Source organism: Aquimarina algiphila (assembly GCF_007489275.1).
Classification (GTDB): domain Bacteria; phylum Bacteroidota; class Bacteroidia; order Flavobacteriales; family Flavobacteriaceae; genus Aquimarina; species Aquimarina algiphila.
The window spans coordinates 17,360-32,901 of record NZ_VLNR01000073.1; the positions used below are offsets into that span (position 1 = coordinate 17,360).

The window sequence follows — 15,542 nt, forward strand, 5'->3', positions numbered from 1 at the left end:
GGAAAGTAAGAGAAAAATTGAGTTGTTTGATTGATTTAAACTTTTTTTGCCCCTTAACCTAGTAAGCCTCATACCCCCTGAGGCTTTTTAAATAAATATACAATAGGACATACGTACCTATTTAATAATATTGATTATCCTTATTGAACTAAATGTTTTTTCGATTAATTGATTTGTTGATAAAGCCTCTTCCCCCAAGAGGCTTTTTTTATATGTAAGCTTTTCTTATTATTATCGACTTTATATAATATATTTTTATTTCGTCGGCATTTTAAAGTATTTCATCGATAGAAAAGTTGAGGCTCATCTAATTATAGAAAAACTTTAGACCATTACCTCATATCTTTGAAGTGTACGAAAGAAAAATATAAATAAAAACATTATAAAAATATTGATTGCCTCGTTGAATTGAACTAAGCGTTTTTAAATTAAATTACCCCTAACACAAAAAAAGCCTCGAACCCCGGAGGTTTTTTTTGTTAAAAAGATATTTAGTTTAATTTTTATGTAGAAATTAGTCAAAAAATAAATTAATGGAAACCAGTACATACAAAGGTTTTGAGTTATTCTTCCTTTTTGTTTTATTACCTACAAGTTTTTTGATAGAATATCCTAAATTGATAAAGGCAATACTAGCTATTGCTGGTTTTGTTTATATTTTGATTTTTCTTAAGCGAAAAGGGTTATTAAAGCTAAAATTCCCTGATAAGGCATATTGGAGGCCTTTCTGGAAAGAAACGGTTATAAAACTAGCTATCATTGTTGTTGTTACAGGGATGTATGTTTTTTTAATTGCTCCAGATAAGTTATTTTCTGTTTTAATTAAAAGGCCAGAGGTATGGGGTATTATTCTATTTGTGTATACGTTTTTATCGGTTTGGCCGCAAGAAATTATTTACAGAACATTTTTCTATGATCGCTATTCTGGATTAATAAGAAATAAATGGTTGTTTATTTTTATCAATGCTATTCTTTTCTCTCTAGCACATCTTTTTTTAGGTAGTTTTCTGGTACAGGTATTAACCTTTGCAGGAGGGTTGTTATTTGCATATACGTATCAAAAAACAAAATCAACCACTTTGGTGTCTATAGAACATGCTATCTACGGAAACTGGCTTTTTACTGTTGGTATGGGAGATATGTTAGCTTTTCCCGGAGCTCAGTAACTAAGATAAGTATTGAATCAATTGTTGTACAGCTTTTCCACGATGACCGATTTTATTTTTTTCTGATAAAGGAAGTTCTGCAAAAGTCTGATCATATCCATTCGGAAGAAAAATTGGGTCATAGCCAAAACCACCAAGCCCTTTTTTATCTTCAGTAATAGTCCCAGAGCAAATTCCTGTAAATGTTTTTAATTTCCCATTAAAAATTAAGACAATTACGGTTTTAAATCGGGCATTACGATTTTCTTCCTTATTTAGCTCTTTCAAAAGCTTATTCATATTGGCTTCTGCATCTTTATCTTCACCAGCATATCTTGCAGAGTATACACCAGGAGCATCGTCTAATACTTCTACTTCTAAACCTGTGTCGTCAGCAAAACAATCATAGCCATAATTATCTTTAATGTATTCAGCTTTTTGCTTGGCATTACCTTCAATAGTACCCGAAGTTTCAGGGATGTCTTCTGTACACCCAATATCATTTAGACTAACAATTTCGATATGTTTTGGGACTAATGCCTGTACTTCTTTTAATTTATTTTTATTATTGGTAGCAAATACAAGTTTCATGTGCTGGTATAAAATGTTAATTAAGCTTTAGCGTCAAAATTAGATATCCATTTACTTTGTACTTTGAGTACTTGTTCTATAACATCTCTAACACATCCTTTGCCTCCTTTTTTGAAAGATACATATTTAGAAATTTCCTTTACTTCTGCAACAGCATCTTGAGGGCAAGTTGGCAATCCTACCATTTCCATAACCGGCATATCAGGAATATCATCACCCATGTATAAAACATTTTCTAGTTTGATGTTTTTTGAATTTAGGTATTCATTTAATTGTTTTGTTTTATGATGTGCGCCTAAATATATGTCTGTTATTTCCAATCCCTTAAGCCGTTTTCTTACACCTTCATTTTTACCTCCAGAAATTATACATACGTTGAAACCTTGCTGGACTGCTGCTTTGAGTGCATATCCATCCTTAATATTCATAGTTCTAAGTAGTTCTCCATCGGTATTAATGAGAACGGTTCCATCGGTTAATACTCCATCTACATCAAAAATAAAGGTGGTGATGTGTTGTAAGTATTCTTTATAACTTTTTTCCATATTTAGATTGTATTGCTTTAGTAAGCGTTTGATATATTTCTTTTTGTGTGGTATCTGTTAAGATTCCTAAATGTCTTTCAATTGTTTTTGAATCATTTCGAATAGCCGGGCCTGTTTGAGCTAAATCTGGATTCATTTTAGTTATTTTCTCAACGGTTTCATGGATTAAAGGATGTAAAACTTCAAAAGGAACTCCGTGTGTTGTACAAATATCATTTCCTATTGAAAATAAATGATTAGTAAAATTATTTACGAATACAGCCGATACATGCAATATATTACGTTGTTCAGAAGAAATACTATAAACTTTTTCTGAAAGAGTATAGGTGAGTTTTTTTAGTAGCTCGAGATCCTCTACATTTTTAGATTCTAAACAGAAAGGTACAGTGCTAAAGTCAATGTCTTTATCTTTACTAAATGTTTGTAACGGATAAAATACTCCTCCTCTGTTAGCATTATTTAAAATACTCATAGGAACACTACCTGATGTGTGAACAACCAATCTATTGGTAAAAGGCAATAATTCAGAGATTCCTTTAATTGCATCATCACTTACAGCCAAAATGTAAACATCGGCTTCTTTAAGTGCATTGATGTTTGATGTAACTGTATCTTGTTTTTGAGAAGTATGTAAAGGTATACCTCTGCGATTATAGCATTGTACTATAGTAACCAATTGTTGATTGTAAAAGGCACTATATAAGTGTTTAGCCACATTTCCTGCACCTAAAATTGTAACTCTAATCATTTCGCAAAAATAAGGAAGTTACCTTAAAAAGCAGAGTAATACATTTTTTCATTTCTATTTTAAAATAAAAGTAAGTGTCAAAATTAAATCATCATAAAATGAAGATGAAATAAAAGAATAAAAAAAACATCAAATGCAATATATATTTATATAAAAAGAATGAAGTTGTCTTGAAACTTAAACAAGTTTAACATTTCTGTTAAAACCTTAAAATCAAAAGCGCATTATCTTATAATATCGCCCTAAAAACATTAAATTTGCCGAGCTAAAAAAGAAAGGTATTATGCAAGATAAGCTAGCGAATATTTTGTTCTCTACACGATTAATGGCAATTTTATTTATTGTTTTTGCTGCCTCTATGGGGGTAGGAACATTCTTAGAAGATGCACACGGTACAACAGCGGCAAGGATATGGATTTATAATACTTGGTGGTTTGAGACCATAATGGTTTTTTTTGCTATTAATTTTTGTGGAAACATTGTAAGATATAGGTTGTATAAAAAAGAGAAATGGGCTACTTTGTTATTGCATTTATCTTTCATTCTAATCATTATTGGAGCTTTTGTAACCCGGTATATTAGCTATGAAGGTGTAATGCCAATTCGAGAAGGAGAAACTACAACCACCTTTCTTTCTGAGAAAACATATTTGACCATCTTTTTGGATGGAGAAATTAATGGAGAGCCTCGTCGTCGGATTGTTTCTGAAGATTTAGAACTCGCTCAGGCAACAAACAATGATTTTACCATTGATACCGATTATAATAAACAACCTGTGACAATTAGGTATAAGAATTATATTCAGGGAGCAGAGTTGGGATTGGTAGAAAAAGAAGATGGAGATAACTATCTTAAAGTTGTAGAAGCAGGAGATGGCAATCGTCACGATCATTTTCTAAAAGAAGGCGAAATATCCAATATACATAATGTATTAGTGTCTTTTAATAAGCCTACCAAAGGAGCGATAAATATTACATATGAAAATGATGAATATTTTATAGATTCTCCATTCGATGGCTCTTTTCTTAGAATGGCAGATCAAATGCAAGGACTTGTTTTTAAAGATAGTCTTCAACCTTTAATGCTTAGATCATTATATCAAACTGCCGGAATGCAATTTGTGATTCCAGATCCTGTAATTCGTGGTGAATATGATATTGTACCTATCGAAACAAAAGAAAAGGGTCAGCAAGATGCTTTAGTTCTTGATGTTTCTTCAAATGGAGAGAGCAAAGAAGTGAAACTATTAGGGGGTAAAGGTTTTAATAATGATATGACCAAGATCTCATTAGGAGGTTTGGATATGTATTTTAAATATGGCTCTAAGCAAATGGAACTTCCTTTTGCGCTAAAACTAAACGATTTTATTGCAGAAAAATATCCAGGGACACAGAATGTATACAAGTCATTTAAAAGTAAAGTTGATATTGTAGAAGGTAACTCTTCTCAACCTTATGACATTTATATGAATCATATTTTGGATCACAAAGGATATCGTTTTTTTCAAGCTTCTTTTGATCCAGACGAAAAAGGAACTGTACTTTCTGTAAATCATGATCGTTGGGGGACCTTAATTACCTATGCCGGTTATATGTTATTGTATCTGGGATTAATGTTAATCCTATTTACCAGGGGGTCTCGTTTTAAGGATCTAGAAGAAAAATTGAGTAAAGTGAAAGCAAAAAAGAAAACATTGACCATGATTTTGGTATTGATGATTTCTACATTTTCTTTTGGACAAGATTTACCAGATCATAATGCCCATTTGGAGACCTTACCAAGTAAAAAACAATTGGACTCTGTTATTCTTGCTAATATGGTACCAAAAGAGCATGCTGCTAATTTTGGTAGTATTGTAATTCAAGATGAACGTGGTCGAATGAAGCCTGTGAATACTTTTTCATCAGAACTACTACGTAAACTCAGTAAAAAAGATACTTATGAAGGGTTAAATGCAGATCAGGTATTTGTATCTATGGTAGAGAACCCTTTTATCTGGTATAGCATTCCAATTATTGAGATTAAAAGAGAAAATGATAGTATTCGTAAGATTTTAGGTGTTCCAAAAACAGAAAGAAGAGTTTCATTAATTGATCTGGTAGAGCCTGATGGATCTTATAAATTAGCTCCATATCTGGAAAAAGCAAGTAGTACGAATACGCCAAGTAGTTTTGAAAAAGATTTCTTAAAAACTCATGAGAAATTTTATTTATTGAATCAAGCCTTGGGAGGTGGTATTCTTAGAGTTTTTCCTGTGCCGGGAGATGAAGGTAATAAATGGGTTTCTGTTCCCGAATTAAACGAATATAAGTTTACCGGAATGGACTCTGTGTATACCAGACAAATTATTCCTATTTATAGACAATCTCTTTTAGAAGCTCGTAAAACCGGTGACTATAGCAAGCCAGATCAGTATATAAAAAGTATAAAAAGTTTTCAAAAGAAATTTGGTAGTGAAGTTTTACCTACTGATAAAAAAATCAAAGCCGAAATTGCTTTGAATAAATATGATATTTTTAGAACTCTATATAGATATTATGGGGTAATAGGATTGTTGTTAATGATTTTTGTAATTGCCAGAATATTCAAGGATTCAAAAGTGATCAGAGGTTTGATTAACGGTTCTATAGGAATCATAATCTTACTTTTTATTTCACATACTGCAGGATTGATTATACGTTGGTATGTTTCAGGTCATGCGCCATGGAGCGATGCTTATGAGTCTATGATATATGTTGCCTGGACTACATTAGCAATAGGTTTAGCTTTTGGTAAACGAAGTAATTTGACAATGGCGGCAACTACTTTTGTGGCAGCTATCATATTGTTTTTTGCACATGAAAGTTGGACAGATCCCGCTATTGCTAATCTGCAACCAGTTTTGGATTCTTATTGGGTATTGATACATGTATCCATAATTGTTGGGAGTTATGGCCCCTTCTTTGTTGGAGCTATATTAGGAATTCTTTCTTTGTTACTTATCATCCTAACAACAAAGTCGAACAAGAAAAAAATGGAACTTACTTTAAAAGAAATTACTATTATCAACGAGATGGCTCTTACCATTGGATTGGTCATGCTTACAATAGGTAATTTCCTTGGCGGAATGTGGGCTAATGAAAGTTGGGGGCGTTACTGGGGATGGGATCCAAAAGAAACATGGGCTTTGGTAAGTATCATGGTATATGCTTTTGTGATTCATATGAGACTTGTTCCTGGTTTGCGAAGCAGATGGTGGTTTAATTTAATGTCTGTTATTGCAGTAGCATCAATTATAATGACGTATTTTGGAGTAAATTTCTATCTTAAAGGATTACATTCATATGCTAGTGGAGATAAAGTAATCACTCCTGATTTTGTTTTCTATTCTATTGCTTTTGTGGTTATTCTGGGAGGTGTTTCCTATTGGAGAAATGGTATACATTATAAGAAAAAGAAAGGGGTAGTCTAAGATTTTATATTGTATATAAAAGACTTGTGGAAGAAACGCAGCAATATTGACTTTTGGATTGAATACAGAATTAAATTATAAATTTGAAGGCTTTTGTAAATATAACCTAAACCTCTTCAGTTGATTACTTATCGGCTGTTGCTGTGCAATGTGTTTTCCTGATTATTGATTTTTAATTTCACTCTACATTATCATTATTTCCACCAACCATTGAGTTTTCAAATATAAAGTATTTGTCCAGTGTGGTAGGCCGTATGTAAAGCCATATTTGCAATTTCAATATTCCATTCTGCTATTTGTTTTTCAGATGCATTTTCAGTCACTTGTTCCCATTCTGTTTGTATACTATCTAGTTTTTTAGTTACATTTTTCCAATCCAGCTCACTATTTTTTTTAAAAGTATCTTTATTGTCATTGTTAAATTCGGGAACTTCTTCTCCTTTAAAAGCTTTTAAATTCATTTCATTCCAGAAAATTAGATGAGAAATCAATTCGCGAATCGAATGATCTTCAGTATTGTTTTTCCAATTCGATTGCTCTGGAGTAAGGCCTTCTATCGCTTTTTTTGTTGGCACAAACCATTCTTGATTTGTATGAGTATTCTTTAATTGTTGAACGAGTAACGACTTTATATTTGGGTCATTGTTATTTTCTGAACAACACAAAACGATTAAGGCTAATCCGATTATTGTGAAAATTCGTTTCATGGTTTTGACTATGTTGTACAATAGAATATTATTAATTTTAATCAATAACAATCTATCTTAATTTGATTTTTCTTTTCGAATATACTTAGAGGTAGATTTAAATTTTTCCTTGAAATAGTTTCTAAAACATGAAGTACTTCTTTTTGCATTCCTATAGAACCACAAATCATTATAATTCCGTTGTTTTTTAAAGCGTTACTAATCAGATTTGCTTCTTTGGTAATCAAATCCTGAACATATATTTTATCTTTTTGAGTTTGCGAATATGCGGTATGAAAACTCGATAATTGCTCTTTTTTAATAAAATCGTTATAAATCTCTAAGGAAACTCTAGTACGTCCACCCCAAAATAAGTGAGTGTTTGACATATTTTTCTCACTAGCGATCATTCCTAAAAAAGGAGCAATTCCTGTTCCATTAGCAATCATAATGACCTCTTTTCTGATATTTGGAAAATGAAATGTGGAGTTTTGTTTTATAAAGGCTTTAATAGTGTCGCCTTTTTGAAGTTTACTAAAATAGTTTGAGCAAATTCCCAATTCATGTTTTTTAATACTTAAAAGAATATCTCCATTTACTTTTCCAATAGAATATAAGCGTTCAATTTCATCTTCTTTTGGAGAGAAAGAAAAAAGATCACCAGATTGAAAATCAATAGTACGCTTCGTACGTAAACGAAGTAAAAATGTATCATCTTCATTGATTGGTGTTCTTTCTATGATTGTAAATACATTATTTTTTCTTTTTTTCTTTTTTTGAGGTTGTTTTATATGTAAAGAGATTTTCAATGTAGAGCTCCAAATAGAAACCCAATCTTTAAAGGCTTCAAAAGATTGATTGTTTATTTTATATGGTTCTAAAACTGATGTGAATAGGGGATGAGATGCTAATGTGTGATTCACATCAAGTGCATATTTACAAAAATCAGGATATGCTAAAGAACCTAGCCCTACTACAGAAAATTGAATGCTGTTAATCGGTTGAATTGCTTTGAATTTTTGTTCGAATTTTTTTGCGTTTGTAGGAGGTTCTCCTTCCCCGTATGTTGATGTAAATATAATGAGATGCCGTGCTTGTCTATAGCTGGAATAGTTGTTTAATTCAGAAATAAAGACAGTTTTTCCAATTGCAGCAAGTGCATTAGCAAAAAGAGTGGCAAAAGTAAATGTGTTGCCAGTTTCAGAACCTACGAGAATAATATATTCTGACTCATCCTTGTTATGATTAGAGTGGCGTAATTTACTTTTTTTATGTCTTTTAATCGTCATTGTAAAACCAGAGTACATAAAAAATAGAATAGAACAACTGGCTATAAGTAATATGGTAGACCATAAAATATTTCCTTTTCCGGTGTGTAATACCATGCTCCATTGGGATGCCAAAGTAACAAATGGATATAGTTCTTCACTTATGATTGCCCCTGTAAATTGATTTACAATAAGTTCTCTGTCTGATAGTTTGATAAGAAAATAATCTTCAACAGAATCAGAAAAAGGAAACTCTATTGCTTTGACATTTTTAAGTGTTATGGTTTTGAAAATATCAAAATCTTTGATAGCAATTTTTGGAGTAGATCCACTATTCTCTATACTTACTTGATGAGATATTGTACTTTTTGGAAGTAAAGAGAATTTTTCTAAAGATAAATAAACACCAGTTACTGCAATGAGAAGTATGGGTATAAGTAGTAATCGACCTAAAATTATATGATAAAATTGAGCAAAATACTCTTTCTCAATTTTAAAAAAGAAACGCTTAATACTTCTTTGTCTTTTTAAGATTAACAAGACACCTGTAATTGCTATTATAAATAATATAAATGAGACAAACCCAACAAAAAACCTTCCGGTGCTTTTTAGAAACAAAGAACGGTGTAGATTGGTGGCAAATTTAAAAACAGTTGCCTTTTCTATAGGTTTACCTAGTTTCCCCCCGTTTGTAGGGTCGACATAAATTGTTTCACTATTTCCTTCTTTAGTAATTACAGATGCGATCATTGCATTATTGGAATCTATTTCGAAACTAATTATTTCGTCATAATGATGTTGCAGTGTATGTATTGTTTCTGCTACAGAAAGATCGTTACTTCCTTTAATATGAAAAGATTTTATAGAGTCTGAAATGGGTTCAAACGCCAAAACAATTCCCGTGACAGATGCTATGAGTAAAAAGAGAGAAGAAGATATAGCCAGTAAGAGGTGGCTATATCTCCATATTGAAATAGTCATTTAGTTGTTATGGTTGTTATTGTGGAAGCATACGTACATATCGTATAAACCCTTTGCCTTCTATTTTACTTTTTATAGTTTCTGAAGTTAATTCAAACTCAATATCATCTTTATAATATTTCTGATCTTCAACAGCGGTTTCAAAACGAATTTTATATCCGGTATTAATCTTGTCATTTTCTATTTCGATAATACTAATTGCACGTCCCCCACCAGGTATAGTTTCTCCTGTAATGGCATCAATATCTGGCCGTCTTTTTCCATAAAAACTCCACCATTCTGGAATGTCATGATACCATTCTTCATCATCTCCCTGCACATATAATGTCTTTTGGTAATTGCCCTGAGCATCTAATAATGAAATGGCAATATATGCACCTTCACCAGTGTAATTAATCATTTGGATCATACATTTATACTTTGTACTTTCTGAACTAGTGCTGAATCCAAAGACTAAAAACAGTGTAAGTAAGAGTAAAGGAAAGGCTTTAAAAAGAAATTTATTTTTCATTTTATTTTAAAAAATTTAATACAATATTATTCTTCAGTAATAATTCATTTTCATTTGCAAGATCAAGTACTGATTCTTCAAAATCTGTTTTTATTGTTTTATCTGCACCAATTGATAATAAATACTTAAGGATGATATCATCTTTTGCCTGCATAGCTGCTTTGTGCAAGGGAGTGATACCTTCATCGTTTTTGGTATTCACATTTATTCCTAATCTTTCTATTCTTTTTAATAATTCTATATCATTTTTATGTAGTGCTAAGTGAAATAAAGTATTTCCATTTCCTTGTATTTCCTTAATATCAAGCCCTTTCTCAGTAAGTATTGCTAATTTTTGATCAAATTCTTCTGTTTTTTTTGCATTAAATGTTTGCATAAGATAATAACCAAGATTATTCCCCTTTTTGTCTTTCACAGAAATATCAGCTCCTTTACCAATTAAAAACTTTACAATTTCTATAGAATTTCCTGAAATAGCGTTAGTTAACGCAGATTTTCCATCTTTATCTTTTTGATTGATATTAACTCCTTGATTTATAAAGTATTCTAAAACTGTAATATCTTTACTTTTGGAAGCCAAAGCATGTAGTGGGGTTACTCCATTTTTTGTTGTAACATTGGGGGTAATTCCTAGTTTTTCTAAATATTTAAATATAGTTAAGGAGTTTGAGCTTCTTCGAGTTCCTTGGCTGGCAAAGATCATAGCATTACCATTTTCTCTATTTAGACCTTTCGTAGAGACTCCGTTTTTGATTAACATATCCATGAATTCGATATTCCCTTTTTTGGCTGCATAGTTAAAAATACCATTACCTTTATCATCGGTACTATTTAAAGCAATTCCTTTAGAAACAAAATAGTCTACAAGGGTATACTCTGTAAGAAAAGGAGCAACTAGAAGCAGAGCGTTAGCTTCATCATGATTTTTTTCTGTGATCACATTAGCACCATGTGCAATACAGAAATCATAAATCGCTGTATTAGTTTGACCAGTTACGGCTGCAAAATTTAATACAGAATATCCATGGCTATCTATAATATCTGTTTTTGCACCCTTATCCACCAAAAATTGCATCATTTCTAAATTGTTGCGATAAGCGGCCCAAAAAATATAGGTTCTTCCGTCATGAGTCAATTTGTTAACACCATTTCCTTTTTTCGTAAGTAAATGTTTTATGGTTGTATTGTCAACTTTTTCAATTAATGCCCAGGAAACAGCATCAAAAAGGTGCTGATTCAATTCAGAGGGGTTGTTGCCTTCTTTAATTTTTTGTTCTATATCGGTAATGCTTGGATTTGTTTTCCAATATTCCCGATCTAAAAAAGCGTTACTATTTTGAGCATAAACAAAACCTATGCATAATAATAAGCTGATGCACATTATTTTTTTTGAATATCCCATTTTATTATTTTTTTACAAAGGATTCAATCACCTTTGCAATATCATTTTTCTGAGTGTAATCATCAGAGAATAAGTGTTTATATAATGCTTTATTATCAACTTTGGCTTCTAAAGATAAAGTTGTGTTTCGACCATAGATATCATTCCATTTGCTTCGAACTAATGCCCATTTTTCTTGATGTTTTACCCACCAATCAGCAGCAGCTTTGCATCTACTATCATCTACTTTAATATAGGTGTTATATCCCTTTTCTTTGGCTAGTACAATAGGTTCTTTTCCTTCTTCATGAATCACTTTATCATTATCTTGATCGTGAACCCATCCCTTACTGGTGATTTCATGTCTGTTTCCCCTTACTGTTAAGTTATAATCACTTCTTTTGGTATATTCTCGTCTAGGTAAAGGAGCGTTGGTTGTGTTCTCCCAAAAACTTTTACCGTCTACGTGAACCCAGGTTGCAGAACCTTCGTATCTCGGACTATCATCTACCTGATATACTTTTTGAGTCCATTGTCCTTCAACGGCAGATTTGGTTTTATTTTCATATTTCCAGGTGTTATTAGTGTTGAACATGTAAAAATCTGTGTTTTCATAAATCCAATCTTGCCTCCAATGTTTTACAATATGTGGGTCAGACGGGTTTCCAACCTGAAGTAAATGCTGAATGGAAACCTTGTCCTTTTCATCAACAATCAGTTGAGCCCACTCTAAGCCCTTATCTGTCTTTGTTTTTGATGGTTTGTATAAAGAATCTTTACTATACTGAAAAGTTTCGGCAAAATTAAAGGTTACTTCAAAACAACCGCACATGCTTTTAATAGCATCAATGTCTTTTGTTTTTTTATTCTGGGCACTTAGGGTAAGAATACTAAAAATTCCAAATACGATAGAAGGTATTGTTTTCATTGTTTGATAATTTGATGTAAAAAATTTTTTCAAAATTAATTAAATTTATTTAGAATAAATAAAAATAACAAATATATTTGCGCTTTATTAAGAATGATTATAAATAACTATGTGGGTTAAAAAAATGTATCTAAGTGTGTTATGTGTTTTTGCTTTTGTAAAAGGATATACTCAGGAAACTGAAATAGATACTACAAAAGTTACTGAAATAGATGAAGTTATATTAACAGCTACTCGAACAGCAAGACAACTTTCTTCTTTGCCATTACCTGTTACTTTGGTTTCTAAGAAAAAAATTATTCAATCCGGGACTATTCGTCTTAATGAGATTCTAAATGAGCAAACCGGGATTATAACCGTTGCAGATCAAAGTGGTTTTGAAGGAGTCCAAATCCAGGGAATAGCTTCAGATTATATTCTTATTCTTATAGATGGTGTCCCTTTGGTAGGTCGTAGTGCAGGGAATTTTGATGTTAGTAGACTCACTGTAGGAAATATAAAACAAATTGAAGTCGTAAAAGGTCCATCTAGTAGTTTGTATGGCTCAGAAGCTTTGGGAGGTGTTATTAATATTATTACTTCTGCTCCAGAAACGGAAAAACTTTCTGGTAACGCTTCTTATAGAATAGGTAGTTTTACTCAGCAAGATATAAACCTGGATATCAAACAACGTATTAAAAGCTTTAGATATGGAATATTTGCCAACCGTTTCTCTAGTGAAGGGTATGATCTTAACCCTGAGACTGAAGGTCAAACTGTAAATCCTTTTGAAAACTATACTTTGAATGCAAGGATTTACAATGATTTTTCTGAAAACCTATCTTTATTTGCTTCTGCGAGATACTATAATCAAAATCAGGATGCAGGATTTATAGTTAATGATACACGTTTTGAGGGAGATAGTAAAGAAGAAGAATGGAATGCACATCTTCGTTTTGATCACAACTGGAGCAAAAATTTAACTCTTGCATATGAATTGTATTATACCAATTATACTGCGGCAGAAAAGCTAGCAGATCCTATATCTGATGATGTTCTCACAGATAGTGATTTTGATCAGCGTCTTTTCAGACCTGAGGTTAGAAGTACATATACATTTAAAAATTCTAGTAAACTCACAACAGGTTTTGGTTTTCAATATGATCAATTAGATCGTACTTTTTTTGATGAGCAAGTAGATTTTAGTTCTCAATATGCATATGCTCAATATGATATAAATGTTATAAATCCCCTCAATGTTATAGTGGGTGCCAGATTTGATAACCATTCAGAATATAGTAATCAATTCAGTCCTAAACTCGCATTACGGTATAAAATAACAAATACACTTGCAGCAAAAGCTTCTATTGGGTATGGGTTTAAAGCCCCTGATTTTCGGCAATTATATTTTGATTTTACAAACTCGGCAGTTGGATATACCGTTTTAGGGTATAATGTAGCTATAGATAAATTAAGAGAGTTACAGGATCAGGGACAGATATTAGATATTGTAGTTCCAGAAAGTGATTTAGAAGACCCGTTGGAAGCAGAAAGTTCTGTAGGGTATAATATAGGATTGACGTATAAAAAACAAAATTGGAATACAGAGGTAAACTTTTTTAGAAATGATTTTAAAAACCTAATTGACACTCGAATTATAGCTCGAAAAACTAATGGGCAAAATGTGTTTAGCTATTTTAATTTTGATAAAATATACACAACAGGTTTAGAAACGAATATCTCCTATGAGTTCAATAAGAATATTAATATAAGTGCGGGATATCAATTACTTTATGCTTTTGATAAAACAAAAGAAGATGCAATAGATAATGGAGAAGTATTTGCGCGAGATCCACAAACAAATGAGACTATCGAAGTTTCAAAATCAGATTATTTTGGACTTGTCAATCGTTCAAGACATAATGCAAATTTTAAAATATTTTATGACATCCCTTCAGTAAAAGCTAATATAAATGTTAGACTACTATATCGAAGTAAATATGCATTATTTGATACGAATGGTAATGGTCTTATCGATGATTATGATACTAGTTTTGTTGATGGTTTTGTTACCACAAATGTTGCTGCGAGTAAAACATTTTGCAAAAATTTTAATCTGCAAATAGGAGCTAATAATCTTTTTGATTACACAGATACCCTTATTCCTACATTACCCGGAATTCAATTCTTTACAAAAATTAATTATCAGTTTTAAATATTTAAAAATCATAACAATGAAAAAAGTAATTCTTTTATTAACAGCAATAAGCATCGCATTTACTTCATGCAGTAGTGATGATGATAATGATACTCCCCAGGCGGTATATTTTACTATTAGTGATTTATCCTTGAGTAAAGGCACAGTAGGGTCAGAAGTAACAATTACGGGAACAGGTTTTCCAAATTCTTCTGATGATATTACGGTTTCTTTTAATGATGTACAAGCGGTTATAACGAGTATTAATACTACTACTATTGTGTCCTCTGTTCCTGCGAACGCTACAACAGGAGAAGTTACTGTAAAATATGATACAAAAACAATAAATGCAGGAATGTTTACAATACTAGATCCTTTAGTAGAAAATAAAGTAGAAAATCTGCCAGCACCACAAACAGGAGGACAGGGAACTGGACAAGCCATTGGTGGTGTGTTTACCAAGTTTGACTTCGAGACAGGAGCGGTCACTACTAGCGAAACAGACTGGGATATTGCTTTTAGAGGAACAACGATAGCTGTAAATGGAGGAGAAGTAACAGGTACTGCTGATGAACCAGCTCGTAATGGTAATGCTGGTGCTGCAATAGTAACAGGAACATTTGCTAGTGCTACTAGTGCCGAAGGTTTGACTTTTAATCAAGATGCTAGTACAACATTTGCTATACCTACCGGAAGCGATAATGGTTGGTATAATTATAATTTTATGACTAATATTATATCTCCTATCCCTGGAAAGGTACTTGTTTTTAGAACTCGTAATGGTAATTATGCGAAGATAGAAATCTTAAGCTATTACTTAAATGAAGATACTTCTCAAAGTGGCCGTAATTATACTTTTAATTATGTGTATAACCCAAATGATGGAGAAACTGTTCTAGAATAAAGTAATAGTGTTAATTATTACATCCAAAACCATGATTTTCTGATTTATCTGGTTTTAGCAAAAAAAGGGAGCTTTAATAGCTCCCTTTTTTTACACATTAAGTGTCTTGTCCTAAAATAAGTTGACACAAAATTGACTTATTTATGAAACATTCAGAACAACCAAGGAAGAAGCGTACACAACGAGATTACAATTTAGGCTTTAAATTGGCAATAGTTGCCCAAGTT

At 31.9% G+C, this 15,542-nt stretch carries 12 protein-coding genes; 4 read left to right on the plus strand and 8 right to left on the minus strand.

What is annotated here, in order from left to right; translation table 11 throughout:
- The first annotated feature begins 533 nt into the window (after positions 1–533).
- Positions 534–1,166 carry a CPBP family intramembrane glutamic endopeptidase gene (locus tag FOF46_RS25265; RefSeq protein WP_143918381.1) on the plus strand — a complete coding sequence of 211 codons (633 nt, stop codon included), beginning with the start codon at positions 534–536 and terminating at the stop codon, positions 1,164–1,166.
- On the opposite strand, the gene FOF46_RS25270 is transcribed toward FOF46_RS25265, so the two are convergent.
- From FOF46_RS25270 to FOF46_RS25280, 3 genes are read right to left on the minus strand one after another with little or no spacing between them, the layout of a single operon-like run.
- Positions 1,167–1,736: a non-canonical purine NTP diphosphatase gene (locus FOF46_RS25270; RefSeq protein WP_143918382.1), complete on the minus strand. Its 570-nt coding sequence runs from the start codon at positions 1,734–1,736 to the stop codon at positions 1,167–1,169.
- Positions 1,737–1,756: 20 nt separating this feature from the next.
- Entirely contained in the window at positions 1,757–2,281 is a 525-nt protein-coding gene (locus FOF46_RS25275) for a KdsC family phosphatase (protein ID WP_143918383.1), read from the minus strand.
- Complete coding sequence (locus tag FOF46_RS25280; protein ID WP_143918384.1) at positions 2,265–3,029, minus strand: Rossmann-like and DUF2520 domain-containing protein; 765 nt, start codon at positions 3,027–3,029, stop codon at positions 2,265–2,267. Before FOF46_RS25280 ends, FOF46_RS25275 begins: the two co-directional genes overlap by 17 nt.
- A gap of 283 nt (positions 3,030–3,312) precedes the next feature.
- Here FOF46_RS25280 and FOF46_RS25285 point away from each other — a divergent pair, with 283 nt between their 5' ends.
- A complete protein-coding gene (locus FOF46_RS25285) occupies positions 3,313–6,480 on the plus strand; it encodes a cytochrome c biogenesis protein CcsA (RefSeq protein ID WP_143918385.1) in 3,168 nt (1,055 codons plus the stop codon).
- A gap of 218 nt (positions 6,481–6,698) precedes the next feature.
- On the opposite strand, the gene FOF46_RS25290 is transcribed toward FOF46_RS25285, so the two are convergent.
- Genes FOF46_RS25290 through FOF46_RS25310 form a run of 5 tightly spaced genes read right to left on the minus strand, consistent with a single transcriptional unit; the run spans position 6,699 to position 12,235 of the window.
- A complete protein-coding gene (locus tag FOF46_RS25290) occupies positions 6,699–7,187 on the minus strand; it encodes a DinB family protein (RefSeq protein ID WP_143918386.1) in 489 nt (162 codons plus the stop codon).
- Positions 7,188–7,228: 41 nt separating this feature from the next.
- On the minus strand, positions 7,229–9,415 hold the full coding sequence (locus FOF46_RS25295) for a PepSY domain-containing protein (RefSeq protein ID WP_143918387.1): 2,187 nt from the start codon (positions 9,413–9,415) through the stop codon (positions 7,229–7,231).
- Positions 9,416–9,431: 16 nt separating this feature from the next.
- Complete coding sequence (locus FOF46_RS25300; protein ID WP_109438303.1) at positions 9,432–9,926, minus strand: DUF2271 domain-containing protein; 495 nt, start codon at positions 9,924–9,926, stop codon at positions 9,432–9,434.
- 1 nt (position 9,927) lies between these two features.
- Positions 9,928–11,328 (minus strand): ankyrin repeat domain-containing protein, encoded by a 1,401-nt coding sequence (locus FOF46_RS25305; RefSeq protein WP_143918388.1) that lies wholly within the window; start codon positions 11,326–11,328, stop codon positions 9,928–9,930.
- Positions 11,329–11,332: 4 nt separating this feature from the next.
- Complete coding sequence (locus FOF46_RS25310; RefSeq protein ID WP_143918389.1) at positions 11,333–12,235, minus strand: DUF6607 family protein; 903 nt, start codon at positions 12,233–12,235, stop codon at positions 11,333–11,335.
- A 124-nt stretch (positions 12,236–12,359) separates the two neighbouring features.
- Between FOF46_RS25310 and FOF46_RS25315 the strand changes: the two genes are divergently transcribed.
- Both FOF46_RS25315 and FOF46_RS25320 read left to right on the plus strand, forming a co-directional pair.
- Entirely contained in the window at positions 12,360–14,429 is a 2,070-nt protein-coding gene (locus FOF46_RS25315; RefSeq protein ID WP_244299759.1) for a TonB-dependent receptor plug domain-containing protein, read from the plus strand.
- Positions 14,430–14,448: 19 nt separating this feature from the next.
- Complete coding sequence (locus FOF46_RS25320) at positions 14,449–15,315, plus strand: IPT/TIG domain-containing protein (protein ID WP_143918391.1); 867 nt, start codon at positions 14,449–14,451, stop codon at positions 15,313–15,315.
- Positions 15,316–15,542: the final 227 nt, after the last annotated feature.

What these genes read in the sequence shown, in the direction of transcription:
- FOF46_RS25295 (WP_143918387.1), bottom strand. Translation starts at nt 9,415, where the DNA reads ATGACTATTTCAATATGGAGATATAGCCACCTCTTACTGGCTATATCT.
- FOF46_RS25265 (WP_143918381.1), top strand. Translation starts at nt 534, where the DNA reads ATGGAAACCAGTACATACAAAGGTTTTGAGTTATTCTTCCTTTTTGTT.
- FOF46_RS25305 (WP_143918388.1), bottom strand. Translation starts at nt 11,328, where the DNA reads ATGGGATATTCAAAAAAAATAATGTGCATCAGCTTATTATTATGCATA.
- FOF46_RS25290 (WP_143918386.1), bottom strand. Translation starts at nt 7,187, where the DNA reads ATGAAACGAATTTTCACAATAATCGGATTAGCCTTAATCGTTTTGTGT.
- FOF46_RS25315 (WP_244299759.1), top strand. Translation starts at nt 12,360, where the DNA reads ATGTATCTAAGTGTGTTATGTGTTTTTGCTTTTGTAAAAGGATATACT.
- FOF46_RS25320 (WP_143918391.1), top strand. Translation starts at nt 14,449, where the DNA reads ATGAAAAAAGTAATTCTTTTATTAACAGCAATAAGCATCGCATTTACT.
- FOF46_RS25275 (WP_143918383.1), bottom strand. Translation starts at nt 2,281, where the DNA reads ATGGAAAAAAGTTATAAAGAATACTTACAACACATCACCACCTTTATT.
- FOF46_RS25280 (WP_143918384.1), bottom strand. Translation starts at nt 3,029, where the DNA reads ATGATTAGAGTTACAATTTTAGGTGCAGGAAATGTGGCTAAACACTTA.
- FOF46_RS25285 (WP_143918385.1), top strand. Translation starts at nt 3,313, where the DNA reads ATGCAAGATAAGCTAGCGAATATTTTGTTCTCTACACGATTAATGGCA.
- FOF46_RS25300 (WP_109438303.1), bottom strand. Translation starts at nt 9,926, where the DNA reads ATGAAAAATAAATTTCTTTTTAAAGCCTTTCCTTTACTCTTACTTACA.
- FOF46_RS25270 (WP_143918382.1), bottom strand. Translation starts at nt 1,736, where the DNA reads ATGAAACTTGTATTTGCTACCAATAATAAAAATAAATTAAAAGAAGTA.
- FOF46_RS25310 (WP_143918389.1), bottom strand. Translation starts at nt 12,235, where the DNA reads ATGAAAACAATACCTTCTATCGTATTTGGAATTTTTAGTATTCTTACC.